The sequence below is a fragment of the Mesorhizobium sp. M1027 genome (assembly GCF_040318745.1).
Classification (GTDB): domain Bacteria; phylum Pseudomonadota; class Alphaproteobacteria; order Rhizobiales; family Rhizobiaceae; genus Mesorhizobium.
The window spans coordinates 176,544-201,596 of sequence record NZ_JAMYMW010000002.1 but is presented as its reverse complement, the minus strand read 5'-3'; the positions used below and the strand labels follow the sequence as shown (position 1 = coordinate 201,596).

Sequence of the window (25,053 nt, the reverse complement as noted above, 5' to 3'; positions counted from 1 at the left end):
GTGCTGCGGTTTCCCTGGGGAATTGCGTCAGAATAGGAGGGGACGAGGATGGAATTCATCATCACGCGCGACGAGCTGAGGACGATCTACAAGACGCCTCGGCCGACCGACGGCTCGATCCGCAAGGAATTGAAGACATTGGACGGCCACTGCCGTTCCTTCATCGGCAAGAGCCCGTTCGTGCTGATCGGCTCGTCCGACGGCGCCGGCAATGCCGATGTGACGCCCAAGGGCGACAGGCCGGGCTTTGTGGCAGTGCTCGACGAGAAGACCATCGCCATCCCCGACCGGCCGGGCAACAACCGGCTCGACACGCTGGAGAACATCCTTCTCAATCCCTCGGTCGGGCTGCTCTTCCTCATTCCCGGCATGAACGAAACGCTGCGTGTCAACGGCGATGCCCGCATCACCGTCGATGCGGCATTGCGCGAGCGACTGGCGGTCGACTGCAAGGCACCGCAAAGCGTGGTCGTGGTGACGGTCAAGGCTGCCTACATGCATTGTGCCAAGGCCTTCATGCGCTCCGAACTGTGGAAGCCCGAAACCTGGTACGACCGCGCGACGCTGCCGACGCTCGGCCAGATCCTGCGCGACCAGCTGGCGCTTGCCGAAACGGCGGAGGCCACCGACCGCTGGCTTGACGAGGATTACAAGCAGACCATGTGGTAGCGTGCCCAGCAACGAATCGCCGAGCCGGTCCCTTTGCTGAACATTCTCGCCATTTCCGGCAGCCTGCGCGCCGCCTCGACCAATTCGGCCCTGATCGCGGCCCTCGCGCAAAACGCGCCGCCGGACTGTCACGTCTCCGTCTATGACGGGCTTGGTCGGCTGCCGATCTTCAACCCCGACGACGAAGGCGAGCGGACGCCGCCGCAAGCAGCGGCGCTGATCGATGCGGTCACCGCCGCTGACGGCGTCATCGTCTCCTGCCCGGAATACGCACACGGCGTGCCAGGCGGCCTGAAGAACGCGCTCGACTGGCTGGTGTCGCGCGATGCCGCCGTCGGCAAGCCAGCCATGCTGGTGCATGCCTCGCCGCGCTCGCTGTTTGCCCGCGCCGCACTGGTCGAGGTCATGCGGACAATGTCTTTCGCGCTCTATGAGGAAGCAGCGCTCGAAATCGCGCTGCTCGGCAAGAGGCGGCCGGAGGTGGAGAAAATCCTGGCGGAGCCGGAAAACCGGCTGGCGATGCGCGGCGCCGTTTCGGATTTCGCCGAGTTCATCCGCGCTGGCTGAGCGGCGCTCAACCCTTGCCTCTCCGCGTCTCGACGTCGGTTTCGCCGACGAACCAGTCGCGTGCAGCGACCTCCTCGAAGACCACCCAGACATCGTTGTTGGTCAGGCCGGTGACGCCCGTTATGGCCGCTGTCACCTGGGCGGCGATCGCGGCCTTTTTGCCGGCCGGGTCATCGGCAATCACCTCCTTGACCAGGCGGATGTTCACGAATGGCATGGGTCCCTCCCTTGGATATGCTTGGCGTCCGCTCAGTAGGTTTTGGCGCCGTTGACCATGAGCCGGACCATGTAGAGCGAGGTCGTGCCGGCGATATAGAGGCAGTTCAGCTTGTTGCCGCCGAACACGCAATTGGCAACGACTTCCGGTACCTTGACCTTGCCGATCAGCGTCCCGTCTGGATCGTAGCAGTGGATGCCGTCGGCGGCGCTGGTCCAGATGCGGCCGTCCGCATCCAGCCTGAAGCCGTCGAACAGGCCGGCGGTGCAGTCGGCAAAGACCTTTCCGCCTGAGACCGTCTTGCCGTCCTGGCCGACATTGAACACCCGGATGTGCGCCGGGTTTTGCGCACCATGCGTGCGGCCGGTGTCGGCGACATAGAGTTGGCGCTCGTCGAGCGAGAAGGCGAGTCCGTTGGGTCTGACCATGTCGGTGATCACCGCCTCGGTCTCGCCGGTGCCGGGATCGACCCGATAGACATGGCAGGCGCCGATCTCGCTTTCGGCCTTGTCGCCCTCGTAATCGGTATCGATGCCGTAGCTCGGATCGGTGAACCAGATCGAGCCATCGGACTTGACCACCGCGTCATTGGGCGAGTTCAGCCGCTTGCCGCGCCATTTGTCGGTGATGGTGATGACCGAGCCGTCATGCTCGGTGCGGCTGACACGGCGGCCGGAATGCTCGCAAGTAACCAGCCGGCCTTGCCGGTCGACGGTGTTGCCGTTGGAATTGCCCGACGGCTGACGGAACACGCTGACACTGCCGTCCGTCTCGTCGTAACGCAGCATGCGATTGTTCGGGATGTCGGACCAGACCACATAGCGCCCGGCCGCGAACCAGGCCGGTCCTTCCGCCCATCGGCAGCCGGTAAACAGCCTGTCGACCTGTGCATTGCCGTTGAACAGCCGCGAAAAGCGCGGATCGAGAACTTCGTAGAATTCGCTGGCCATGGTTCCTCCCGGTAGCAGTCGCTTGGCGAGGCGCGATCAAGCCAGCCTGCGATCGATATGGCAAGATCGATGATGCGTCAGAAGCATTGTGGAAGCGGATGCTGGCCCGGACGGCAGGTCACATCCGGTTAACCGGCTATGCGCCTAGCGCAATGGTGCATTGCAACATCTTATTTTTGCAACGCACCATAACTATGTCATGCTTCGTATCGATCAAGGGAGGAACAACTGGCCGCAAATGCGGCGCAAAAGGAGACTCGCTATGATCATCGACAGCCTCATGAGCCGCGCTCGCGCTAGCATCGCCAAGCGCCGGCATTACAACCGCCTCGTCGCCGAAATCGACAGCTTCACCAGCCGCGACCTCGCCGATATGCGCGCCGATCGCTCAGAAATGCTCTACCAGGTCCACAAGCAGATCTACGGCTGAGTCTTCCGTCGACCTTTGATGAAACGGCGGGCAATCAGCCCGGCACGGCCAGCGCCTTCTCGATCTCCGGCAGCAGCAGCGTCTGCGCCGAGTCCGGCGTCAGCGGCCCGACATGCTTGTAGGCGATCTTGCCATCCTTGCCGATGACGAAGGTCTCCGGCACACCGTAGACACCCCAGTCGACCGCCGTGCGCCCGGCCTGGTCGACGCCGATCGCCTGGAACGGATTGCCGAGATCGCCAAGGAACCGACGGGCGTTTTCCGGCTGGTCCTTGTAGTTCAACGCTGCCATGACGAAGCGTCTGTCCTGCGACAGCGCCAGCAGCACCGGGTGCTCTTCGCGGCACGGCGCGCACCACGACGCGAAGACGTTGACCAGCGTCACCTTGCCGGCGAACTGTTTTGAATCGAGGCCCGGCAAATTGGTGCCCTCGAGCGCCGGCAGGTTGGTCTGCGGCGCCGGCAGGCCGATCAGCGCCGACGGCACTTCCGACACGTCGCGCCCGGACAAGAGCTGCGCCAGGAACAATCCCGCCAGCCCGAGAAAGACCAGCAGCGGCAGCAGCACGATCAGGCGGCGGCGCGCCGGTGTTTCCGTTTCCGTGCTCATGGCTTGACTGCCCTATCGGAGCGCCGGCGCACGCCGGATGCTTCCAGCTCGGCGAGTTCTCGCTTGCGGCCGCGCTGGTCCAGCAGGATCCAGCCGATCAGCCCGCCCAGCACCACGGCCGTGATCGCATAGGCGGCGGTGACATAAAGCGCGTGTACGCTCATGCTTTTCGCTCCGCGGCGCTTTCCAAACGGTCCGTCTCGCCTTGTTCCGACATGTCTTCTCTTAACGCCGCGCCATCGGCTCCGCAATTGTTCGCCGCGCCGCAGGGATGAGCTGAAGCCAACACATCAATCCGTTCCGTGCCGCAGCGCCAGCGCCGCCGCCACCGGCCCGAGCACGGCAAGGAACAGGGTCAGCGCGGCAAGAATGAGGAAGGGCTGCAGGAACGGATCGGGGTCCGCTACCGCGCCATAGCTTGCCGATACGCCGAAGATCAGCACGGGAATGGTCAGCGGCAGTACCAACACCGAGATCAGCAGCCCGCCGCGCGGCAACGCTACCGCCACCGCAGCACCGGCGGCACCGATGAAAGTAATCGCCGGCGTGCCGACCAGCAGCGTCAGCGCCGTGGCGCCGATGCCGGCCGGCTCCATGTTCATGAACAGGCCAAGCAGGGGAGCGGCGACGACCAGCGGCAGCACGCTTCCCGCCCAATGCGCCAGGCATTTCGTCAGCACGGTCAAGGCCAGCATTTGCCGGTCGTTGCCAAGCACCAGAAGATCGAGAGAGCCGTCTTCCCGATCAGCCTGGAACAGCCGGTCGAGGCCGAGCAGGCAGGCAAGCAAGGCGGCAATCCACAGGATCGCCGGGCCGATGCGGGCCAGCAGCCTCAGGTCGGGACCGACGCCGAAGGGGATGGTCGCGATGACGGCGAGAAAGAAAATCACTCCAGTCAGCGCTCCGCCGCCGGCGCGGATGCTCAGGCGGATGTCGCGCAGGAAGAGGGACCACATTATGGTTTGGTCCCGATGCAGGCGTGAAGGCCAAGCAAAGGATGGAGTTCCGTCGCAGGACAGAGGGGGGCGCCGTAGAGCACCAACATCAAACGGCCTCGCCCATCACCAGCCCTTGTGCCCGCTCGATCCCCAGCGGCAAATGCGTCGCCGCGACCACGATCCCACCACTCTCGAGGTGCTTCTCCATCAATTCGCCGACTCTCTCCTCCGAAACCTTGTCCAGTCCTGCGGTCGGCTCATCAAGCAGCCACAATGGCCGATGGCTGACCAGCAGTTTTGCAATCGCCGCGCGCCGGCGCTGGCCGGTCGAGAGATAGCCGAACGGCAGATGGCCGATGCGGCCCAGGCCGACGGTTTCCAGCGCCTCTTCGACACCCGCAGAGCCCGCGCCCGAAAAATCGCGCCAAAAGCACAGATTCTCCTTGACGCTCAGCGCCGTCTTCATCGCGTTGAGGTGGCCGAGATAGTGACAGGCCGAGGCGACCGACGGGAAGTCTTCGCCACCACCTTCGAACCGCACACGGCCTGCCGCCACCGGCAACAGACCGGCGATGATCCTGAGCAGCGTCGATTTGCCGGCGCCGTTCGCCCCGGTGACGACCAGCGCCTGGCCATCCCCCAGCGCGAATTCGATGGCGGAAAATACCGACTCGCCGCCGCGTTCGCCGCCCAGATTTTCGGCGATCAGCCGCATCCGTTCCCCTTCGCCGAAAAGTACAAATGCGGCTTCGGTGCGCCGCAGCAAAAATGGCGATTCCGTGTCTAGAACTATTCCAGAAAATTCTCTATATCCGCATCAGCCGTGCCAGCGGTCGGCGCGGGAACCGAATTTGCGCCGAACCAGCGCGCGTGCCGCCTTGAACGGCCCGGACGCTTGGGAACGGACAGCGGAAATGGCCGTACCCGCACCTTTGCGCGTGATTTGCATGCCCACTGGCGTCCGTTCCCTCCCGGCAACCGACAGTTAGGGATCGCACGTGTCCAAATCACTCGACAGCTTCAATTGCCGCCGCACGCTGACCGCCAGCGGCACCGAGTACATCTACTATGACCTTGTCGAGGCCGAAAAGAACGGCCTCACAGGCATTGCCCAATTGCCCTATTCGATGAAGGTGCTGCTGGAGAACCTGTTGCGCAACGAGGACGGCCGTTCCGTTACCAAGGAGAGCATCCAGGCGGTCGCCGGCTGGCTGACCGACCGGGGCACTGCCGGCGTCGAGATCGCCTATCGCCCGGCCCGCGTTCTGATGCAGGATTTCACCGGCGTTCCGGCTGTGGTCGACCTTGCCGCCATGCGCGACGCCATGGCCTCGCTCGGCGGCGACCCGCAAAAGATCAATCCGCTGGTGCCGGTCGATCTGGTCATCGACCATTCGGTCATCGTCGACGAATTCGGTACACCGCTGGCTTTCGCCCGCAATGTCGAGCTTGAATATGAGCGCAACGAGGAACGCTATAAATTCCTGAAATGGGGCCAGCAGGCGTTCCGCAATTTCCGCGTGGTGCCGCCCGGCACCGGCATCTGCCATCAGGTCAATCTCGAGTACCTCGGCCAGGTGGTGTGGACCAACAGCGAAGACGGCGAGACCACCGCCTATCCCGACACCTGCGTCGGCACCGATTCGCACACCACCATGATCAACGGTCTTGGCGTGCTCGGCTGGGGCGTCGGCGGCATCGAGGCGGAGGCCGCGATGCTCGGCCAGCCGGTTTCCATGCTGCTGCCGGAAGTCATCGGCTTTCGCCTCACCGGCAGGCTGAGGGAAGGCGTCACCGCCACCGACCTGGTGCTCACAGTCACCCAGATGCTGCGCAAGAAGGGCGTCGTCGGCAAGTTCGTCGAATTCTTCGGTCCGGGCCTGTCCAACATGACGCTGGCCGATCGCGCCACCATCGGCAACATGGCGCCGGAATATGGTGCCACCTGCGGCTTCTTCCCGGTCGACAGCGAAACCCTCCGCTATCTCACCATGTCCGGTCGCGACGAAGGCCGCATCGCCCTGGTCGAGGCTTATTCGAAGGCGCAAGGCTTGTGGCGCGATGCCGGCTCGGCCGATCCGGTCTTCACCGACCTGCTGGAGCTCGATCTCGGCAGCGTCGTCCCGTCGATGGCCGGCCCGAAACGGCCGGAAGGCCGGGTCGCACTTGAAGACATTCCGGCCGGCTTCGCCAAGGCCATGGAGACCGAATACAAGAAGGCCGCCGAAATCGACAAGCGCTATGCCGTCGAGGGGACGGACTACGATCTTGGCCATGGCGATGTCGTCATCGCTGCCATCACCTCCTGCACCAACACCTCGAACCCGAGCGTGCTGATCGGCGCCGGGCTGTTGGCGCGCAACGCCAACCGGCTCGGCCTCAAGCAGAAGCCGTGGGTCAAGACCTCATTGGCGCCGGGCAGCCAGGTCGTGGCCGAATATCTCGAGAAATCCGGCCTGCAGAAGGAACTCGACCAGATCGGCTTCAACCTGGTCGGCTTCGGCTGCACCACCTGCATCGGCAATTCCGGCCCGCTGCCGGCGCCGATCTCCAAGACCATCAATGATAAGGGCTTGATTGCTGCGGCAGTCTTGTCCGGCAACCGCAATTTCGAAGGCCGCGTCTCGCCCGACGTGCAGGCGAACTATCTCGCCTCGCCGCCGCTGGTCGTCGCCCACGCGCTGGCTGGGACCGTGACCAAGGATCTGACCACCGAGCCGCTCGGCGAGGATCGCAACGGCAATCCGGTCTATCTCAAGGATATCTGGCCGAGTTCGGTCGAGATCCAGGAATTCATCGAGAAGAACGTCACGCGCGAATTGTTCGCCCGCAAATATGCCGACGTCTTCAAGGGCGACGAGTACTGGCAGAACGTCAAGGCGCCGGAAGGCCAGACCTATGCCTGGGACGACAATTCCACCTATGTGCAGAACCCGCCCTATTTTGCCGGCATGACGTCAGGCTTCGGCAAGATCGGCGATATCAAGGGCGCGCGTGTGCTCGGGCTGTTCGGCGACAAGATCACCACCGACCACATTTCGCCCGCCGGTTCGATCAAGGCGGCCTCGCCGGCCGGCAAGTATCTCACCGACCACGGCGTCGGCGTCGCCGATTTCAACCAGTACGGCACACGCCGCGGCAACCACGAGGTGATGATGCGCGGCACCTTCGCCAATATCCGCATCCGCAACCACATGCTGGGCGAGAACGGCCGCGAGGGCGGCTACACCATCCATTACCCCTCGAAAGAAGAGGAATCGATCTACGACGCCGCGATGCACTACAAGAAGGAAGGCGTGCCGCTGGTCATCTTCGCCGGCGTCGAATATGGCAACGGCTCGTCGCGTGACTGGGCGGCCAAGGGCACCAATTTGCTGGGCGTCCGCGCGGTCATCGCCCAGTCCTTCGAGCGCATCCACCGCTCCAATCTTGTCGGTATGGGCGTCATCCCCTTCGTCTTCGAGGAAGGCACCTCATGGGCCTCGCTCAACCTCAAGGGCGACGAACTGGTTGAGATCGACGGCCTGGGCAACATCAAGCCGCGGCAGAAGATGATCGCCAGAATCACCTACGGCGACGGCAGCGTCAAAGAGGTTCCGATCATCTGCCGCATCGATACGCTGGACGAGCTCGACTACTTCAAGAATGGCGGCATCCTGCAATACGTGCTGCGCGATCTGGCAGCATAGAGAGAGGAGTAGGGCAGTAAGGGAGTAGGGAACGCTTCCCCTATTCCCCTATTCCCGGCTTTCCAAACCGCGCTGTCGCCGCCAGCAGCACACCGAGCATCAGCCCGTTGAGGATGTGCCACAGGAAGTGCGTGCCGAGCGGGAAGCTGCCGCAGACCAGCGGATCGATCATCCGGCAGACGACCGATACGACGAAGATCGCCGAGCCCGCCAGATTGTACCAGCCGGCACGGTTGCCGCTCGCCGCCACCAAGGCGCCGAAGAAGGCGAGCGCCAGGAAGGGCGGCAGATAGCCGGTCGTGCCGTTCGACGCCTCGCGCAGCCAGTCCGGCACGGCAAAGGTCACCAGCCCGGCGACGGCATAGAAGGCGACGAAGATGGCGATCGCCTTGCCCCATTTCATGCCGAGAAAACGCCGCAGGTTGAACAGCGTGTAGGCCAGCGTGAACCCGGCGATTGGCAGCACGTCGGCCCAGACCGTGCCACGGTTGGCAAAGGTGTGGAACAGCGACGAGCCGACGCCAATCGCCACCACCCACCAGGCCAGCACTTCGGCGAAGATGCCGGTGCCGCGCCTGCGCACCTGCCAGACACCCCACAGCCCGGCGGCAAAAAAAGCCAGATTGCTCAGCGCATTGAGCGGTTCGGCCCAGAGTTCCGGCCCGGTCCGCTCGCAGTACAGGTCGACCGGCGCCAGGAGAGATTGCCACATGCTGATTGCCGCCCGAATCGCTTCCATCGTGTAGTGCAAGTCCACCTATTGCGCCCTTGCCAGCGGTTGCAACGGCAAAATTTCACCGCAACGTGACTTCCCGTTGACTGACGCTTCTGCCACATATTTCGACAACCAGAACAAAGCCGGCGTCACCGGCGGGATCGGAACGGCCATGCCATCTCGAAGACCATTGCGGCTTGAGGCCCTTGCGCTGGCCCTCTCGGCGTTTGCCGGCGGGGCCCTTGCCGAGCCAACCGACAAGCCATTAGGCGTCGTCGAGCTCTTCACCAGCCAGGGATGCAACTCCTGTCCGCCGGCCGACGAATTCTTCGCCGAGCTCGCCGCCAAGGAGGACATCGTCGCGCTCGCCTATCATGTCGATTATTGGGATTACCTCGGCTGGCAGGACACGCTGAGCCGCAAGGAAAATACCGAGCGGCAATATGAGTATATGCGCGCCTTCGGCAGCCGTTCCGTCTACACCCCGCAAGCCGTCATAAACGGCCGCAGCCATGTCAACGGCGCCAGCCGCAAGGAAGTCGACGGCGCGCTGGCCCGCATGGAGAGGGTCGGCGAAGGCATGCGCGTCGGCATCAAAGTCAGCCGGACCAGCGATCGCGTCATGATCGATGCCGGCGACGCCGTGACCGGCCCCGCCGACGCGCATGTCGTCATCGTCTATTTCAACCCGCCACAGACGATAAAGATCGGCAAGGGCGAAAACAGCGGCCGCAGCATGACCTACTGGAACGCCGTCACCAGCATCCAGACCGCCGGCATGTGGCACGGCAAGGCGCAGCGCTACGAACTGCCGATGAGCGAGATCGCCAAGAAGGGCGGCTGCGCCGTGCTGCTGCAGTCAGTTGGCAAGGACGGCATGCCCGGTCCGATCCTGGGTGCAGCCTTTATCCGCAAGCCTTAAATAGAGCGCTCCCCTTCTTCCCTGTGGGAGAAGAGGATAACCGCGCTCAAGCCTCCGACGACAGCCTGTCTGGAGGGATCGCACCGCCACGGCTCCGGCCAATAAAAAACCGGCGTCAGCTTGCTTCTGACGCCGGTCATTTAGGTTTTGGGATCGTCGCACCCGATCTTTCCAAGGAAAAACCGAGGTTGGTTCGATCCGACGCAGACCCGTGGGCGGGGGGCTTGGGGTTTACGAGCCGGTGCCGGACCGAACCGTCTCAGGCAACACCGGTAAATTCGTCGGACATTGGGGCATGAGCACGGATAAAAAAAGGCAGGATTGTGGCGAAGCATCACCAATTCCAACAGGCGTTTCGCAAACGTGACTGGACGCTGCAGAAACCGCACGACGCTGCCCTTGCCCGGCCGGGCCTTGCAATTCGGCAACGAAAGCGCCAACTTTGGTCGGCGTACGATTCATTGCGAGGATCCAGGCATGACTGATCGCAGCAGCGGGATGGAGGATGGGGACGCATCCGCAATACTGATCCCGCTGCATGAGGCAAGACGCGAACGCCTCGACCAGCCGGTGCAGTTCGACCGGCGCGAACTGGACCAGATCCTCAGACTCTACGGCCGTATGGTTGCCGCCAATGAGTGGCGCGACTATGCCATCGACCATCTCGCCGACCGCGCCGTTTTTTCTGTCTTCCGCCGCACCAGCGAAGTGCCGCTTTTCCAGATCGTCAAGGATCCGAAGCTGGCGCGCCGGCAAGGCGCGTTCGCCGTCATCGCCGCCGGCGGGCGCATCCTCAAGCGCGGCCAGGAGCTCGGCCGGGTGCTTGGCGTGTTCGACCGAACGCTGAAGCTGGTCGAAGCGTAACCTCTTATTTTTGTTCGCGGAACTTCCGCTCGGGCAGTGACTGCGGATCGGGCGGGATCGACGCCCCGCCATTGATCGGCAACTGCATGAACACCGTGTCGAGCCAGCGTCCGTGCTTATACCCTGAGCCTTCCAGGCGGCCGGAATGACGAAAGCCGAGCTTCTCGTGCAACCGTACCGAGGCGCTATCGGGCCGGCCGTCGCCGATCACCGCGATAATCTGGCGAAAACCTGCCGCCTTGGCCGCTTCGATCAGCCCTTGCATCAAGAGCAGCCCGACGCCTTGCCCTTTGGCCTCGGGCGCGACATAGACGGAATCCTCAACGACGAAGCGGTAGGCCGGGCGCGGCCGGAACGCCCCGGCATAGGCATAGCCGAGCACGCTGCCGGCCTTTTCCGCAACCAGATAAGGAAAGCCGCCCGCCATCAGGTTGTCGAAGCGCGCGCCCATCTCGGTGCGGCTTGGTGGCTCGAGTTCATAGCTGGCAGTGCCATTCGTCACCGCGTCGGCATAGATTTCCGTGATCCGGTCGAGATCGGCCGACGTCGCGGCCCGCAAGGTGATGCTGCTCATAATTTAGGCACGTCGTTCATCTGCCCCATATCACAGCAAAAGCCGGCACAAAAGAAAAGGGCGGCCATTGGGCCGCCCTTTCCACACTCCTGGTCCAGGAAAACCGTATTTAGCGACGGTCGCCCATGAACTGCAGCAGGAACATGAACAGGTTGACGAAATCGAGATAGAGCCTCAATGCGCCCATGATCGCCTTGCGGCCGGCGACATCAGTCTCGTCACCCTCGAAATACATCTCCTTGATGTTCTGCGTGTCGTAGGCGGTGAGGCCTGCGAAGATCAGCACGCCGATCGCCGAAACGGCAAAGGAAAGCGCCGACGACTGCAGGAAGATGTTGATCACCATCGCGATGATCAGGCCGACCAGGCCCATGACCAGGAACGACCCGAACGCCGAGAGATCGCGCTTGGTCGTGTAGCCGTAGAGGGACAGCCCGCCAAAGGCGGCGGCGGTGGCGAAGAAGGTCTGCGAGATACTGGCGGTGGTGTAGACCAGGAAGATCGACGACAGCGACAGGCCGACGAGGCCGGCATAGACCCAGAACGTCGTCTGTGCGGCCGAAACGCTCATCGACTGGACGCGGAACGACAGGAACATCACCGCTGCCAGCGGGGCAAAGATCACCAGCCATTTCAGCGGCGAGCCGAAGATCGCGTAGCCGAACGAGGTCAGCATCTCGCCGCTTGGCAACGTCGCGACCGCCGAGGCGGGATCGCTGGTCGTGGCCAGCATGATTGTGCCGACCGCGGCAAGGCCGGTGATGAGGAGGCCAAGCCCCATCAGATTGTAGACCTTGATCATGTAGGCCCGCAGGCCCTGGTCGATGGCAGCATCGACGCCGGCGCCGGGCACGGCGCGCGTCTGATAATTGCGAACGGGATCAGCCATGGAAATCCTCATATTGCTTCTGCCCCGTCCGGTGTCAGGTCCATTTGAACCCAGGCGCCGCTGGCGGGGCTCCAGCATGCCTGCGCCGAAATATGATGGTTCTTGGTGTAAAGGACAAGACCGTAACCAAACGTAATGCTCCGTGAAGTGCCAGAGATCCGGTTTTATTGGCCTTCCCGCCCGAAACATTAACGAGATTTAATCAAAACCGGCTCTGGCTCAAAGATTCCGCAGCACCGGCGCCGCCTTGTGGCCCAGCACCCGCCACGTGCCGGCAAGGCCGATGCCGACGGTGACCACCAGTGAAAAGCCGATGGTCGCCACCGCCACCTCGGGCATGAAGTGCGATGGCAGCGTCATGATGCGCGCGACGACGAACCATGCCGCTACACCGCCCGCCGCCAGTGCGAAGATCGCGGTGGCAAGGCCGATCAGCATGTATTCCAGCGAAAAAGCGGCGATCAGCGTTTTCCTGGTCGCACCCAGGGTCTTCAGCACCACCGCGTCGTGGATGCGAGCCCGGTTGCCGGCGGCGAGCGCGCCGGCCAGCACCAGCACCGAGGCGATCAACGCCACGCCCGCTGCCGCCCTGATTGCTGTGCCGAGCTGCGCCACCAGCCGGTTGACGATTTCGAGCGCGTCCTTGACCCTGACCGTCGTGACCGCGGGAAAGGCACGCGTGACGGCGTTGAGAAGGTGCGCGTCGTCGGCTGCCGACGCATTCGTCTCGGTCAGCGTAGCCAACCAGCCGTGCGGCGCCCCGGCGAATGTGTTGGGCGAGAACACCATGACGAAATTGATGCCCATGGTTTCCCATTCGACCTGGCGGAAATTGGCGATCTTGGCCGTGATGTTGCGGCCGAGCACGTTGACGGTGATGGTGTCGCCGAGCTTCAGCCCAATCTCGTTGCCTTCCTCGGCGGAAAACGAGACCAGCGGCTCGCCGGCATAGTTCTCCGGCCACCAGCTGCCCTCGGTCAGCGTCGCATTCTCCGGCAGCTTTGCGTCATAGGTCAGGCCGCGATCGCCGCGCAGCACCCAGGCGCCCTCGGCCGGAACCTTGACCTTGTCGACAGCGACGCCGTTGAGCGCCATCACCCGGCCGCGCAGCATCGGCACCTTGATCAGCCTGCCCTGCGGCGCCTCTTTGCCGACCAGCGCAGAGAAAGCATCGACGTCGCCGCTCTGGATATCGACGAAGAAGAAGTTCGGCGCCCGTTCCGGCAGGCTGCCCGAGATCTGCCGCCTGAGATTGCCGTCGATCAGCGCCAGCGTCACCAGCAACGTCAGCCCGAGGCCAAGTGACAGAACCACCGATGGCGTCAAGGCGCCTGGCCGATGGATGTTGCCGATGGCGAGCCTGAGCGCGGTCGAACGCACGCGCGGGCTTTTCTTCGCCGCCCACTGCACCAGCGAGCCGACGACGCGCAGCACCAGGAACGACAACACCGTGGCCCCAATGAAGATCGAGGCAATACGGCGGTCGCCGGAAAACAGGATCACCAGTACCGCCAGGAGCAGGGCGATGCCCAATGCCGCGGCGATGTAGAGCGGGTGGGGAAAACCGCGGCCCTCGAAACCCATTTCGCGAAACAGCGCCGTTGCCGGCACGTCGCGGGCGCGGCCGAGCGGAAGCAAGGCGAAAGCCAGCGTCACCAGCAGCCCGAACAGCGCTGCCATGCCGAGGGCGCCGGGATAGAACCCACCTTCCGCCGGCACAGGAATAACCGATTGGAGTGCGGCGCTGGCCGCGAACGGCATCAATGCGCCTAGCACCAGGCCCAGCGTGATGCCGAGGGCGGCGATCATCAGGATCTGCACCAGATAGACGGCAAAGACGAACCCGCCCGAAGCCCCTAGGCTCTTGAAGGTGGCGATGACGCCGCGCTTGCCGTCGAGATAGGCACGCACGGCATTGGCCACGCCGACGCCGCCGACCACCAGCGCCGTCAGCCCAACCAGCGTCAGGAATTGCGAGAACCGCTCGATGTTCGAGGACAACGCCGGCGCCGCGTTGCTGCGCGTGCGGATCGACCAGCCGGCCTGCGGGAACTCTTTTGCCGCCTGCTCCCGGATAGCCTTGATCTGTGTCTCGCCGGTGCCGCCTGGCAGCCGGACCTTATAGGCGTTCTCGACCAGGCTGCCCGGCTGGATCAGGCCGGAAGCGGCAAGCCCGTCGGTCGACACCATCAGCCGCGGCGCAAAGCCGAAGCCATCCGACACCGCATCCGGCTCGTTGACCAGCCTTGCACGCAGCTCGAATGTCGCGCTGCCGAGCTTCAGCCGGTCGCCGATGCCAAGGTTCAGCCGCTCGAACAAGAGGTCCGGCGCGGCGGCGCCGAAGACGCCGGATTCTTCGCCGAACAGATCCTCTCGCGACAGCACCGGCTCAGTCTCAAGCGCGCCATAGAGCGGATAGGCGCCGTCGACCGCCTTGGCCTCGACCAGCGCCTGGTCGGAGCCGTCCTCGAGCCTGGCCATCGAACGCATGTTGGCGCTGTGCGAAACCGTGCCAAGCCGGTCGAGGAAGCTGCGTTCGGCTCTGGTAAGATCGCGCTGGTTGAGCTGGAAGCGAAGATCGCCGCCGAGCAGCGTCTGGCCCTGGTCGGCAACACCGGCGGAAATCGCTTGCGCGACCGAATTGACGCCGCCGATTGCCGCGACGCCGAGCGCGATGCAGGCAAGGAAGATCAGGAAGCCGGACAGCCCGCCACGCATTTCGCGCAGCGAAAACCGAAAGGCGAGCCTCAGTGTTTGCGACAGCGGCATCAGGCGGTCACCTTGCCGGCCCTGGTGGCCGGCTCAGGCGCGTCCTCGATCAGCCCCGACCGCATCGACACCTGGCGCGAGCAGCGCGCCGCGAGTACCGGGTCATGTGTGACCAGCACCAGCGTCATGCCGCGTTCGACGGCCTTGGCAAACAGCAGGTCGGCGACGTGCCGCCCCGTCGCCTGGTCGAGATTGCCGGTCGGCTCGTCGGCGATCAGGATGCGCGGCGACGGCGCCAGCGCCCGGGCGATCGCCACGCGCTGTTGCTCGCCGCCAGACAACTCGCCGGGGTAATGGGTGACGCGATCGCTGAGGCCGACCGCCGCCAGCTCGCGCGCCGCCACGCCGAACGGATCGGCATGGCCGGCAAGCTCCAGCGGGACGGCAACGTTTTCCAGCGCCGTCATGTTGGGGATGAGATGGAAAGACTGGAATACGATGCCGATGTTTCGCCCCCGAAACGATGCGATCTGGTCTTCGCTTTTGCCGTTGAGCAGCTCGCCGGCAATTCGAACCGTGCCCGAATCGACCCTTTCAAGCCCAGCCAAAACCATCAGCAATGTCGACTTTCCCGAACCTGAGGGTCCAACGATGCCTGTCGCTTCGCCAACCGCCACATCGAGACTGACGCCCTTCAGCACATGGACCGAGGAGCCACCTTCACCGAGCGTCAGCGATACGTCTTGCAGCGAAATGACGGCTTCTTCCAAAATCAAATCGTCCTATATGGGGGATGAAGGCTGGAGCATCCGATGCTCGACAAAGATGAAAACCTGCCTTCGCCAACAGATGTTCCTGGTCATATGGGGCCTGCCGCATGGCTTTCAAACACACCTTTGCCGCAGCCTTCGCCCTTTTCCTCGCCGTTTGCGGCGCCATTTCGTCGGCGAGCGCCGAACCGTTCACCATTGTCGGTTTGGGCGACAGCTTGATGGCGGGTTATGGCCTCGGGCCAGGTCAGGGCTTCACCGAAAAGCTGCAGGCGGCGCTTCGCGCCAAGGGCTACGATGTCACGGTCGCCAATGCTGGCGTCTCCGGCGATACGACGAGCGGCGGCCTGTCACGGCTCGACTGGTCGGTGCCGGACGGAACGCAACTCGTCATCCTGGAGCTCGGCGCCAACGACATGCTGCGCGGCGTTTCGCCCGCCATAGCGGAAAAAAACCTGGACGCCATGCTGGCAAAACTGAAGCAGCGCAAGATCGCCGTTTTGCTTGCCGGAATGCGCGCGGCGCCCAATCTCGGCGCCGACTACCAGAAGGCGTTCGACGCAATCTTTCCGCGACTGGCTGAAAAATACGGCGTGCCTCTCTATCCTTTCTTTCTCGAGGGCATCGCTGGTCAATCCGTCCTGCAGCTCGAGGACGGCCTTCATCCGAACGCCGGAGGCGTCGACCGCATCGTCGAGGGTATCCTGCCCGGTGTGGAGAAGGCCATTGCAACGGTGCGGGGTAATTCCTGAAGGCGAGGGTTCGCCGCCGCACCACATTCCGTAGGGGAAGATTTTAGGCAGCCCTGCGACCAACAAACCGCTTGCCCCGTTCGAATATCGATGATTCGCTAGGGGCAAGAGTTCGATTCGAGGACAGGAGGCTTCCCATGCCGCGTCTTTTTACCGCCCTCGAAATACCGCGTGATGCCGCTCTTTCGCTGTCCCTGCTCAGGGGCGGCCTGCCCGGAGCCCGCTGGATCGACGTCGAGAACTATCATCTGACGCTGCGCTTCATCGGCGATGTCGAGGGCCATGTCGCCGACGAAATCGCCAACGCGCTCGACCGTGTTCACCGCGCCTCCTTCCCGCTGACGCTGTCCGGCGTCGGCGCCTTCGGCCAGAAGAAGCCGCATGCGGTGTGGGCCGGGGTCGCCGCTTCGCCCGATCTTTCCGCATTGCAGGCCGAGATCGAGCGCATCTGCCAGCGGCTCGGCATCCCGGCCGACCCGCGCAAGTTCATGCCGCATGTGACGCTGGCCCGCCTGCGCAATTCGAGCCCGCTCGATGTCGCCCAGTACCTGTCGGCACGCGGCAATTTTTCGACGCTGCCGTTCCGGGTCGGCCGCTTCGTGCTGATGTCGTCGCGCGATTCGGTCGGCGGCGGGCCTTACGTCGTCGAGGAGGCCTGGCCGCTTTCAGGTGCCGACAACCGCATCGCCAGCCGTTTGGTCGGCGTCGCCGACGCTTCGCGGATCATGCGGTAGGCGGATATGGCCAGGGAGAAACTAGCAAAAGAGGCGATCCGCGCCGAACTTGCCGGCCTCGAAGGCTGGTCGCTGGCCAAGGATGGCGGCTCGATCACCCGCACCTTCACCTTCAAGAATTTCTCCGAAGCCTTTGCCTTCATGACCCGCGTCGCCCTGGCGGCGGAGAAGATGGACCACCATCCCGACTGGTCGAACGTCTACAAGACGGTAAACGTGACCCTCAACACGCACGACGCCGGCGGCCTGACGGCGCTGGATTTCGATCTGGCCAGGAAGATGAACCGCTATTTCGGCGGCTGAGCCTAGCTGCACCTTGCAGCGAGGTTCGGCTTTCACCACATTTTGCCTCGTGGTCATGCGTGAAGTCACGCGACGGCCGCACGGAGAGATTGATGGCGCAAAAATCCGGTTTTGATTTCTTCGGCCTCGGCAGCAAGCCGGGCAACGAGAGTGAGGTGCGCGACAAGTTCTGGCGTACGGCGAAGAAAGCCGCCCGGCATATCCCGTTTATGGAAGAGGTGGTCGCCGCCTATTACTGCGCCATGGACAAGAAGACGCCGCTTCGCGCCAAGGGCACATTGCTGGCTGCGCTCGGCTATTTCGTGCTGCCGACGGACGTCATCCCCGATTTCATCGTTGGGCTTGGCTTCACCGACGACATCGCCGTACTGACCGCCGCGATCACAACCGTCAGCGCCCACATCACGCCCGCGCACCGGCTCGCCGCCAAACAGGCCATCGCCGACAAGAGCTGAGCCGGCACGGCGCAAAAAATCGCGCGAGACTTTCCGGCCGTCAAACCCACCGCCGCACCCGCGCCTTGTAGGCGCGATAGGCATCTCCGAACTTGCGCTCGAGATAGCGCTCTTCCGGCGCGATGACGCCGGTATTGATCACCCACAGCAGGGGGATGACGAGCGCGATAGCCCAAAGACTTCCGGCGGCGACGCCGAAGCCCAGATAGATGAGGGTCGCTCCCAGATACAACGGGTTTCTGGTCCGCCGATAGATACCGTCGACGACCAGCGCCGTCGTTGGCAAGGTCGGTGGTATGTTGGTTCCAGCGGCCTGAAAGCGGCCCGCCGCCATAAAGAGGAACACGAAGCCGCACACCGCGAGCACGGCGCCGGCCAGATAGCGGGCGAGCGCCTGCCCGGCCATGACCGGGAGCGGCGCGAGCACCTCGAGCACGGTTGCCGCCGCCAGGAAGCCGAGGAAACTCAAAGGCGGTAGCGCAATGACCCCGGGCACGTCGGACGCGCCCGATCCGCCCGCCGCGTCTCCGCCATCCGACCGGGGCACCGCGCCGCTAGCCGCCGCGCGGACGCCGACACGAATGCCAAACACGATCGCCAGGACGACTGTGCCGCCCGCGAGGATCAGGACTGTCTCGGAAATGGCCATGGCCAAATCTCCCGTAAGCCGCCAAGGAGGGCACCCTGGCCGAGTGCCGTGGCGACAAACGCAGACATGGTACCGCCTGCAGGGAAATTCGTCACGTACCTCAAGAAAAGCGGGAATCGCCGCGAAACCTAGCTGCTTGAAAAGTCAAACTCTTGCCGTTTTCGTGGCCTCCAAGTCGCGGCAGGGACAGTGCGCCAGCCGCTTTTTCGAGCGGCAGTGCGAAGACGGCGGCGGTTTCCTGGCGTGAACATCCTTTTCTTAGGGAAATTCACCGTTTGGTAACCCAGATTAAATCAAAATGAAGCGACGGGCAGGACGCCGAGCCGGCCTGCCGCCGCACCAGTGGAATACGGGAAAAGCGATGCGCGGATTGATTGCTATAGTTTCCAGCCTGGCCCTGGTGGCCCTGACGGCGCCCGCGCTGGCGCAGTCGGCCACCAAGATCGGCCAGCATAATGCCTGGGGCACCTACAGCTATCAGGCGTCGGGCGGCGGCAAGGTCTGCTATGTCCTGACCGTGCCAACCGACAAGCAGCCGCCGACGCTCGATCACGGCGACATGTTCTTCTTCGTCAGCCAGCGGCCGGGGCAGCAAGTGTCCTACGAGCCGCAATTCATTGCCGGCTATACCTTCCAGGAGGGTTCCAAGGCCACCGTCACCATCGACAAGAAGTCTTTCTCGATGTTCACGCGCGGCAAGTCGGCCTGGGTCGAGAACGCCGCCGAGGAGCCGGTGCTGATCGCCGCGATGAAGACCGGCACCGACATGAAGGTGTCGGCCAAGTCCGGCCGCGGCAACACCACCACTTACGTCTTCTCGCTGAAGGGCATCTCGGCGGCGCTGGCCTCGATCGCCAAGTGCAAGTAGGCGGTTAGGCGCGGTCTTCCCTTCCCTCCTTGTGGGAGAAGGTGGATCGGCGCGCAGCGCCGAGACGGAAGAGGGGTGTTGGACGGAACGCGGTCGGCGCCAAGCTGGAACACCCCCGACCGAGCTACGCTCGGGCCACCTTCTCGCAGGGGAGAAGGAAAGACCACCTGCATGACTCCGCCGCTAACCTGTGCTATGCGCCGCGCTTCATTTCGGGCCCGATGCTGTATTCGGCCGCAAATCGCTTATATTGGCGCAACAATGACCCTTTCATTCGATCTTACCACTGAGGGCGCGCGTGACGCGTTGCGTACCCGCACGACGCCTGAAAAGCCGTCGCTGATCGGCCTGACGCGCGCCGAACTCGGGGCCGCCCTCGTCGCCGCCGGCATCGTGCCGGAGCGCCAGGCGAAAATGCGCGCCCAACAGCTCTGGCATTGGATCTATGTGCGCGGCGTTTCCGACTTTGCCGGCATGTTCAACATCTCCAAGGATCTGCGCGCCGCGCTCGACAGGCATTTCACCGTTGCCAGGCCCGAGATCGTCGAGGAGCAGATTTCCTCCGACGGCACGCGCAAATGGCTGTTCCGCTTTCCGCCGCGCGGCGCCGGCCGGCCGGTCGAGATCGAGACCGTCTACATTCCCGAAGAAGGCCGCGGCACGCTCTGCATCTCTTCGCAGGTCGGCTGCACCCTGACCTGCTCCTTCTGCCACACCGGCACGCAGAAGCTGGTGCGCAACCTGACCGCCGAGGAAATCCTCGCCCAGCTTTTGACCGCCCGCGACCGGCTCGGCGATTTCCCCGACCGCGACACACCCGACGGCGCCATCGTGCCGGCCGAGGGCCGGAAAGTGTCCAACGTCGTCATGATGGGCATGGGCGAGCCGCTCTATAATTTCGAGGCGGTGAAGAAGGCGCTGCTGATCGCATCCGACGGCGACGGGCTTTCCCTCTCGAAGAGGCGCATCACGCTCTCGACATCGGGCGTCGTGCCCGAGATCTTCCGCACCGGCGAGGAGATCGGTGTGATGCTGGCGATCTCGCTGCACGCCACCAATGACGATCTGCGCGACCTTTTGGTGCCGATCAACAAGAAGTATCCGCTGAACGAGCTGATCGCTGCCTGCCGGGCCTATCCCGGCCTGTCCAACGCCAAGCGGATCACCTTCGAATATGTGATGCTGAAGGACGTCAACGATTCGATCGAGGACGCCAAGGCGCTGGTCAAGTTGCTCAAGGGCATCCCCGCCAAGATCAATCTGATTCCGTTCAATCCGTGGCCGGGCACCAACTATCAGTGCTCGGACTGGGAAACGATCGAGAAGTTCGCCGACTACATCAACAATGCCGGCTATGCCTCGCCGATCCGCACGCCGCGCGGCCGCGACATCCTCGCCGCCTGCGGCCAGCTCAAGTCGGACTCCGAGCGTATGCGCAAGGTCGACCGGCTGGCGCTGGAAGCGATGATGATCGCGGGGCATGGCGAGGTGTGAACCGCGTCGTCGCCTATCTGATCCGCTTCGCCGTCATCCTTGTCGGCTATGGCGTTGCTTCGCTGGCGGCAAGCGCCTTCCTTAACATCATGTTCCTGGCGTCTCTTGGGCTGATGACGGACGAGACGCAACCGGCGGCGCAGGCTTCGCTGTGGTTTTCAGTCCCCTTCGTCGGGCTGTTCGTCGCCTATTTCGCTTTCATGCCGGCGGCCATCGCCATCCTGGTTTCCGAGGTCCTTGGCCGGCGGGACTGGCTGTTCTATGCACTGGCGGGCGCGGCGGTAGCGGCGGTCTTCCTCGGCTTCGTCCACCAGACGGCCGATGCCAATTTCGAGGTTACCAACACCAGCGTCATGCTGGCGGTGATCGGCTGCGGTATGGTCGGCGGTATTTTCTACTGGCTGAGCGCCGGGCGCTCGGCCGGAAGCTGGCGCCAGATTAGCGCATGACCCCGAACCAAAGGTTCGGAAAGGATCATGGGCAAAATGAAAGTACCTATTTCGCTTGGGCCGTCAGGATCTTGAGCGCGAAGGCCGAAAAAACTCCGGCAAACAGATAGTCGACGACGCGGGTCACACGCGGGCTGGATTTCATCGCGGCCGAGAATTTTTCCGCCGCCAGCACCATCGGCGCCGTCACCGGGATTGCCAGCACGACGAACATCGCGCCGAGGAAGAACAGCTTTCCCGGCGCATTGGGGTCATGGGCGGAGACAAATTGCGGCAGGAAGGTCATGAAGAACAGGATGATCTTCGGGTTGAGCAGGTTGACCCCGAGCCCCGCGGCCCAGCTGCGGAACAGTGAGATCTGCGGCCCGCTCTTCTTCTCCGGTGAAAACGCCGACCCTTTTGTGATCGCCTGCCATGCCAGGAAGACCAGATAGCCGGCGCCGAAAATCTTCAGCACGAAGAACGCCATCGGCGAGGCGACGATCAGCGCCGAGACGCCGACCACCACCAGCGTGGTGTGAATCAGCGTGCCGCACAAGGCGCCGGTCATCGAGGCAAAACCGGTGGCACGGCCCTGGCTCAGCGTGCGCGAGACGAACAGCGTCATGTCAGGCCCGGGCGTGATCGCCAGGATGAAGGTGGCGATGGAGAACTGGATAAGCGTGGCACTGTCGGGGATGAAGGACATGGCTCGTCTCGTAGCGGCAAAAGACGGCGCAGCCATAACGCAAGAGCCGTGTGCTCGCCAGCCTCTGAGCGATACAGCATCTGGTCCAGCATCGTTCGTCCCTTGCGCTGGCCTAAAACGCCGTGATACCTCGCCCGCGAAGAACCCCTGTCGCGGAACTGCCCACCATGTCGAAAGCAAAAGCCGTCAAGAAAGTCGTGCTCGCCTATTCCGGCGGCCTTGATACCTCGATCATCCTGAAATGGCTGCAGACGGAGCTCGGCGCCGAGGTCGTCACCTTCACCGCCGATCTCGGCCAGGGTGGCGAACTGGAGCCGGCTAGGCGCAAGGCCGAGATAATGGGCATCAAGGACATCCGCATCGTAGATGTCCGCGAGGAGTTCGTATCCGATTTCGTCTTCCCGATGTTCCGCGCCAACGCCGTCTATGAAGGCACCTATCTGCTCGGCACCTCGATCGCCCGGCCGCTGATCTCGAAACATCTTGTCGAGATCGCCAGGGAGACCGGCGCCGACGCGATCGCGCATGGGGCCACCGGCAAGGGTAACGATCAGGTGCGTTTCGAGCTTTCCGCTTATGCGCTGAACCCCGACATCAAGGTCATCGCGCCCTGGCGCGACTGGTCGTTCAAATCGCGCACCGACCTGATCAACTTCGCTGAGCAGCATCAGATCCCGGTGCCAAAGGACAAGAAGGGCGATGCGCCGTTCTCGGTCGACGCCAACCTGCTGCACTCCTCCTCCGAGGGCAAGGTGCTAGAGGACCCGTGGAGCGAGCCGCCGGAATTCGTCCACCAGCGCACCATCTCGCCGATGGATGCGCCCGATGAGGTCACAGAGATCGAGATCGAATTCCTCAAGGGCGACCCGGTTGCGCTAAACGGCAAAAAGCTGTCGCCGGCAACGATGCTGGCGGCGCTGAACGATCTCGGCCGTGACAACGGCATCGGCCGGCTCGACCTGGTCGAAAACCGTTTCGTCGGCATGAAATCGCGCGGTGTATACGAGACCCCCGGCGGCACCATCCTGATATCGGCCCACCGGGCGATCGAATCGATCACGCTCGACCGCGGAGCCGCCCATCTCAAGGACGAGTTCATGCCGCGCTATGCCGAGCTGATCTATAACGGCTTCTGGTTCGCGCCCGAGCGGCTGATGCTGCAGGCGATGATCGACAAGAGCCAGGAAGACGTTGAAGGCACCGTGCGGCTGAAGCTCTACAAGGGCAACGTGATTGTCACCGGCCGCAAGTCGAGGAAGACGCTCTATTCCGATGCGCTGGTCACCTTCGAGGACGACCGCGGCGCCTACGACCAGAAGGACGCCGAAGGATTCATCCGCCTTAGTGCGCTGAGGCTGCGGACACTGGCGGCGCGTAGTCGAAAAAGCTGACATCTGAACAGCACCCTGGGGCCGCTCTACCGATCCCGTGAAAGCTGAAACGGTTCGAGAAACCCGGCGGAGACGCCGGGTTTTATTTGTTACTTCTAATATAACAGAAATTAAACCACCTCAAAAGAGTTCTGTTTGACCTTTTGGCGACTTCATCTAAGTTCTCGCTTGCTGTATGGGGGCTTTTGACAATGAAAAATGGTGTTTTTATTCTGCTTGCAACGGTCACCGCCTTGACGGTGTGCCAGTTGTCAGAGGCAAGCGCGAAACGCAACCGGGCGCGAACTTGGGCGGATGTGTCACCGCTGTCCACGCATGGGGCATCACGCTCAAGCACGATATCGCCTCTTTCATGGGCGTCTCGCAGGAGCGCATGCCGGCCCTGTTCTGCCAGCGCCTTGCCGAAGGGGTGCGCACCGGACGCATCAGCTACTCCGACATAAACAACCTGCAGCTAGATCAACCGACCGAAATCTGGATGGTCATCAAGGGCAAGTCAAAGGCGGCTGCTAGGGCCACCCCGGCGCAGCGGAACCCCAAATTCCGTACCTGCTCAAATGTTATCACCGGCTCCTTCGAGGTTGCCGCTTCCGAGAAATGCCCCTTGGGCGGCAGCTACTCGCAAGCTGCCGGAGTCCCGACGGTGATCGAGGGCAGGCCAAAGGCGGCTCCTTCAACGCCACCGAACTCCAAGTTCCGTACCTGCTCAAATGTTTACTCAGGCTCCTTCGAGGTTCCCGCTTCCAAGAAATGCCCATTGGGCGGCGGTTACGTGAACAATTGAGAGCCCAGGCGCTCGCCGCTCTTGGCATGCCACACGCACCGACAAAAAGCCCGGCACACGGCCGGGTTTTTTGTCGAACGGACATTTCTAGTCAGCCGCCGTCGATCGCGTCGGCGATATGGGCGATGGCCTGTTGGTAGACGCTCGCGGAATTCCAGCCGGCAATTGCACCGATATTCGCCTGCGCGCTGGCGCCCGGTCGCCAACCATGACTCTTGAGGAAGTTGGCGGTAGAAGCCAACGCAGTGGCCTTGTCGCGCAGGTTTTTGTTACCTACGCCATATGTCAAAACATTTCCGGGCAGGAACTGCGTGTGACCAATCTCGCCATGCGCGGCACCGACCGACGAGGCGCTCAACGCTCCGCGATCAACCAGCTTCAGGGCCGCAATGGCATGCGGGTAGAAGAACTCCGGACGGCGGCAGTCATAAGCAAGCGTTAAAATGGCGGAGACCGTATTCTGGTTGCCCATGGCGGAACCGAAGCCGGTCTCCATGCCCCAGATGGCGAGCAACACGCCCGGCGACACGCCGTAATTCTGTTCGATCTTGTCGAACAGCGCAGCATTGGCCTTCTTCAGCGCGCGGCCCCTGGCAATGATCGCGGACGCGCCACGGCGCTTCATGAAAGCTTCCACCGAGCCGCTGAAAGCCTTATGGATGGCGCGGTCGACGGAGATCGTCTTTGTCGCGTAGGTTGCGCGAGCCAGAGCGGCCAGACCCTTCGAGCCGACGCCGTCGGCCTTGGCCTCTGCGGCGAACTCCGGTTTCCACGCCTCGAAGCCGGCGCCGCTCTTGCCACAGCTGGCCGCCTGCGCGCCCGTCGCCAGCGCAAGCACCGCCACCACCGTGGCCACTACAAACATCTTCTTGGCAAGAAATGCCATGCTGCTCTCCTGGTTGCCTGAATCACGTTCCCAATTGCGAACTTGCCTGCGAAACACCTGCTTGTCACTGCCCCGGCGCCACGCCGA

General features: G+C 63.2%; 29 protein-coding genes. 15 read left to right on the top strand and 14 right to left on the bottom strand.

Features of this window, described 5'->3' with window-relative positions; all coding sequences use genetic code 11:
• Positions 1-48 precede the first annotated feature (48 nt).
• Positions 49-669, top strand: a complete 621-nt coding sequence (locus NKH50_RS05510) for a pyridoxamine 5'-phosphate oxidase family protein (protein WP_352649358.1) — start codon at positions 49-51, stop codon at positions 667-669.
• A gap of 33 nt (positions 670-702) precedes the next feature.
• On the top strand, positions 703-1,236 hold the full coding sequence (locus tag NKH50_RS05505) for an NADPH-dependent FMN reductase (RefSeq protein WP_352877190.1): 534 nt from the start codon (positions 703-705) through the stop codon (positions 1,234-1,236).
• A 7-nt stretch (positions 1,237-1,243) separates the two neighbouring features.
• Here the strand turns inward: NKH50_RS05505 and NKH50_RS05500 are convergent, their stop codons facing one another.
• Both NKH50_RS05500 and NKH50_RS05495 read right to left on the bottom strand, forming a co-directional pair.
• The gene (locus tag NKH50_RS05500) at positions 1,244-1,453 is read right to left on the bottom strand and encodes a tautomerase family protein (RefSeq protein ID WP_254817859.1); all 210 of its coding nucleotides are present in this window, start codon (positions 1,451-1,453) and stop codon (positions 1,244-1,246) included.
• A gap of 32 nt (positions 1,454-1,485) precedes the next feature.
• Complete coding sequence (locus NKH50_RS05495) at positions 1,486-2,403, bottom strand: SMP-30/gluconolactonase/LRE family protein (RefSeq protein WP_254817860.1); 918 nt, start codon at positions 2,401-2,403, stop codon at positions 1,486-1,488.
• 262 nt (positions 2,404-2,665) lie between these two features.
• Between NKH50_RS05495 and NKH50_RS05490 the strand changes: the two genes are divergently transcribed.
• On the top strand, positions 2,666-2,833 hold the full coding sequence (locus tag NKH50_RS05490; protein ID WP_254817861.1) for a hypothetical protein: 168 nt from the start codon (positions 2,666-2,668) through the stop codon (positions 2,831-2,833).
• A gap of 34 nt (positions 2,834-2,867) precedes the next feature.
• Here the strand turns inward: NKH50_RS05490 and NKH50_RS05485 are convergent, their stop codons facing one another.
• The 4 genes from NKH50_RS05485 to ccmA all read right to left on the bottom strand — a co-directional run bounded on the left by NKH50_RS05485 (position 2,868) and on the right by ccmA (position 5,096).
• Positions 2,868-3,443, bottom strand: a complete 576-nt coding sequence (locus tag NKH50_RS05485) for a DsbE family thiol:disulfide interchange protein (protein WP_352877186.1) — start codon at positions 3,441-3,443, stop codon at positions 2,868-2,870.
• Positions 3,440-3,607 carry a heme exporter protein CcmD gene (ccmD, locus tag NKH50_RS05480; protein WP_352479673.1) on the bottom strand — a complete coding sequence of 56 codons (168 nt, stop codon included), beginning with the start codon at positions 3,605-3,607 and terminating at the stop codon, positions 3,440-3,442. The genes NKH50_RS05485 and ccmD overlap by 4 nt, the downstream gene beginning before the upstream one ends.
• A gap of 126 nt (positions 3,608-3,733) precedes the next feature.
• Positions 3,734-4,399 carry a heme exporter protein CcmB gene (gene ccmB / locus NKH50_RS05475; protein ID WP_352479674.1) on the bottom strand — a complete coding sequence of 222 codons (666 nt, stop codon included), beginning with the start codon at positions 4,397-4,399 and terminating at the stop codon, positions 3,734-3,736.
• 88 nt (positions 4,400-4,487) lie between these two features.
• On the bottom strand, positions 4,488-5,096 hold the full coding sequence (ccmA, locus tag NKH50_RS05470) for a heme ABC exporter ATP-binding protein CcmA (protein ID WP_352479675.1): 609 nt from the start codon (positions 5,094-5,096) through the stop codon (positions 4,488-4,490).
• 283 nt (positions 5,097-5,379) lie between these two features.
• Here ccmA and acnA point away from each other — a divergent pair, with 283 nt between their 5' ends.
• A complete protein-coding gene (gene acnA / locus NKH50_RS05465) occupies positions 5,380-8,070 on the top strand; it encodes an aconitate hydratase AcnA (RefSeq protein ID WP_352877182.1) in 2,691 nt (896 codons plus the stop codon).
• Between the two features lie 40 nt (positions 8,071-8,110).
• Here the strand turns inward: acnA and NKH50_RS05460 are convergent, their stop codons facing one another.
• A complete protein-coding gene (locus NKH50_RS05460; protein WP_352507340.1) occupies positions 8,111-8,782 on the bottom strand; it encodes a ceramidase domain-containing protein in 672 nt (223 codons plus the stop codon).
• Between the two features lie 175 nt (positions 8,783-8,957).
• Here NKH50_RS05460 and NKH50_RS05455 point away from each other — a divergent pair, with 175 nt between their 5' ends.
• A complete protein-coding gene (locus tag NKH50_RS05455; RefSeq protein ID WP_352877563.1) occupies positions 8,958-9,707 on the top strand; it encodes a DUF1223 domain-containing protein in 750 nt (249 codons plus the stop codon).
• Between the two features lie 477 nt (positions 9,708-10,184).
• Positions 10,185-10,571 carry a DUF2794 domain-containing protein gene (locus NKH50_RS05450; protein WP_254817869.1) on the top strand — a complete coding sequence of 129 codons (387 nt, stop codon included), beginning with the start codon at positions 10,185-10,187 and terminating at the stop codon, positions 10,569-10,571.
• A gap of 4 nt (positions 10,572-10,575) precedes the next feature.
• Here the strand turns inward: NKH50_RS05450 and NKH50_RS05445 are convergent, their stop codons facing one another.
• The 4 genes from NKH50_RS05445 to NKH50_RS05430 form a co-directional block, all read right to left on the bottom strand.
• Complete coding sequence (locus tag NKH50_RS05445) at positions 10,576-11,145, bottom strand: GNAT family N-acetyltransferase (RefSeq protein ID WP_352691082.1); 570 nt, start codon at positions 11,143-11,145, stop codon at positions 10,576-10,578.
• A 109-nt stretch (positions 11,146-11,254) separates the two neighbouring features.
• The gene (locus NKH50_RS05440; RefSeq protein ID WP_352507341.1) at positions 11,255-12,034 is read right to left on the bottom strand and encodes a Bax inhibitor-1/YccA family protein; all 780 of its coding nucleotides are present in this window, start codon (positions 12,032-12,034) and stop codon (positions 11,255-11,257) included.
• Between the two features lie 219 nt (positions 12,035-12,253).
• Positions 12,254-14,803, bottom strand: coding sequence for an ABC transporter permease (locus tag NKH50_RS05435; protein WP_352877177.1), 2,550 nt, complete (start codon positions 14,801-14,803; stop codon positions 12,254-12,256).
• Positions 14,803-15,513, bottom strand: coding sequence for an ABC transporter ATP-binding protein (locus NKH50_RS05430; RefSeq protein WP_352877175.1), 711 nt, complete (start codon positions 15,511-15,513; stop codon positions 14,803-14,805). Before NKH50_RS05430 ends, NKH50_RS05435 begins: the two co-directional genes overlap by 1 nt.
• A gap of 107 nt (positions 15,514-15,620) precedes the next feature.
• Between NKH50_RS05430 and NKH50_RS05425 the strand changes: the two genes are divergently transcribed.
• The 4 genes from NKH50_RS05425 to NKH50_RS05410 all read left to right on the top strand — a co-directional run bounded on the left by NKH50_RS05425 (position 15,621) and on the right by NKH50_RS05410 (position 17,757).
• On the top strand, positions 15,621-16,265 hold the full coding sequence (locus NKH50_RS05425; RefSeq protein WP_254817874.1) for an arylesterase: 645 nt from the start codon (positions 15,621-15,623) through the stop codon (positions 16,263-16,265).
• Positions 16,266-16,402: 137 nt separating this feature from the next.
• The gene (thpR, locus tag NKH50_RS05420) at positions 16,403-16,999 is read left to right on the top strand and encodes an RNA 2',3'-cyclic phosphodiesterase (RefSeq protein ID WP_352738358.1); all 597 of its coding nucleotides are present in this window, start codon (positions 16,403-16,405) and stop codon (positions 16,997-16,999) included.
• 6 nt (positions 17,000-17,005) lie between these two features.
• A complete protein-coding gene (locus NKH50_RS05415) occupies positions 17,006-17,302 on the top strand; it encodes a 4a-hydroxytetrahydrobiopterin dehydratase (protein ID WP_254817876.1) in 297 nt (98 codons plus the stop codon).
• Between the two features lie 92 nt (positions 17,303-17,394).
• A complete protein-coding gene (locus NKH50_RS05410) occupies positions 17,395-17,757 on the top strand; it encodes a YkvA family protein (RefSeq protein ID WP_352701228.1) in 363 nt (120 codons plus the stop codon).
• A gap of 40 nt (positions 17,758-17,797) precedes the next feature.
• On the opposite strand, the gene NKH50_RS05405 is transcribed toward NKH50_RS05410, so the two are convergent.
• The gene (locus NKH50_RS05405; RefSeq protein ID WP_352701227.1) at positions 17,798-18,406 is read right to left on the bottom strand and encodes a methyltransferase family protein; all 609 of its coding nucleotides are present in this window, start codon (positions 18,404-18,406) and stop codon (positions 17,798-17,800) included.
• Between the two features lie 361 nt (positions 18,407-18,767).
• On the opposite strand from NKH50_RS05405, the gene NKH50_RS05400 reads away from it, so the two are divergent.
• The 3 genes from NKH50_RS05400 to NKH50_RS05390 all read left to right on the top strand — a co-directional run bounded on the left by NKH50_RS05400 (position 18,768) and on the right by NKH50_RS05390 (position 21,217).
• Positions 18,768-19,274 (top strand): invasion associated locus B family protein, encoded by a 507-nt coding sequence (locus tag NKH50_RS05400; protein ID WP_023721899.1) that lies wholly within the window; start codon positions 18,768-18,770, stop codon positions 19,272-19,274.
• Positions 19,275-19,535: 261 nt separating this feature from the next.
• Entirely contained in the window at positions 19,536-20,768 is a 1,233-nt protein-coding gene (gene rlmN / locus NKH50_RS05395; protein WP_352738363.1) for a dual-specificity RNA methyltransferase RlmN, read from the top strand.
• Positions 20,765-21,217 carry a hypothetical protein gene (locus NKH50_RS05390; protein ID WP_352877170.1) on the top strand — a complete coding sequence of 151 codons (453 nt, stop codon included), beginning with the start codon at positions 20,765-20,767 and terminating at the stop codon, positions 21,215-21,217. Before rlmN ends, NKH50_RS05390 begins: the two co-directional genes overlap by 4 nt.
• Positions 21,218-21,263: 46 nt before the next feature.
• On the opposite strand, the gene NKH50_RS05385 is transcribed toward NKH50_RS05390, so the two are convergent.
• Positions 21,264-21,905, bottom strand: a complete 642-nt coding sequence (locus tag NKH50_RS05385; protein ID WP_352507350.1) for a LysE family translocator — start codon at positions 21,903-21,905, stop codon at positions 21,264-21,266.
• A 167-nt stretch (positions 21,906-22,072) separates the two neighbouring features.
• On the opposite strand from NKH50_RS05385, the gene NKH50_RS05380 reads away from it, so the two are divergent.
• Together NKH50_RS05380 and NKH50_RS05375 are read left to right on the top strand one after the other, a co-directional pair.
• Positions 22,073-23,296 (top strand): argininosuccinate synthase, encoded by a 1,224-nt coding sequence (locus NKH50_RS05380; RefSeq protein ID WP_352877168.1) that lies wholly within the window; start codon positions 22,073-22,075, stop codon positions 23,294-23,296.
• A gap of 175 nt (positions 23,297-23,471) precedes the next feature.
• Positions 23,472-24,080: a hypothetical protein gene (locus NKH50_RS05375; RefSeq protein WP_352877165.1), complete on the top strand. Its 609-nt coding sequence runs from the start codon at positions 23,472-23,474 to the stop codon at positions 24,078-24,080.
• A 91-nt stretch (positions 24,081-24,171) separates the two neighbouring features.
• Here NKH50_RS05375 and NKH50_RS05370 read toward each other — a convergent pair whose 3' ends face one another.
• Entirely contained in the window at positions 24,172-24,966 is a 795-nt protein-coding gene (locus tag NKH50_RS05370; protein ID WP_352479692.1) for a lytic murein transglycosylase, read from the bottom strand.
• Positions 24,967-25,053 lie beyond the last annotated feature (87 nt).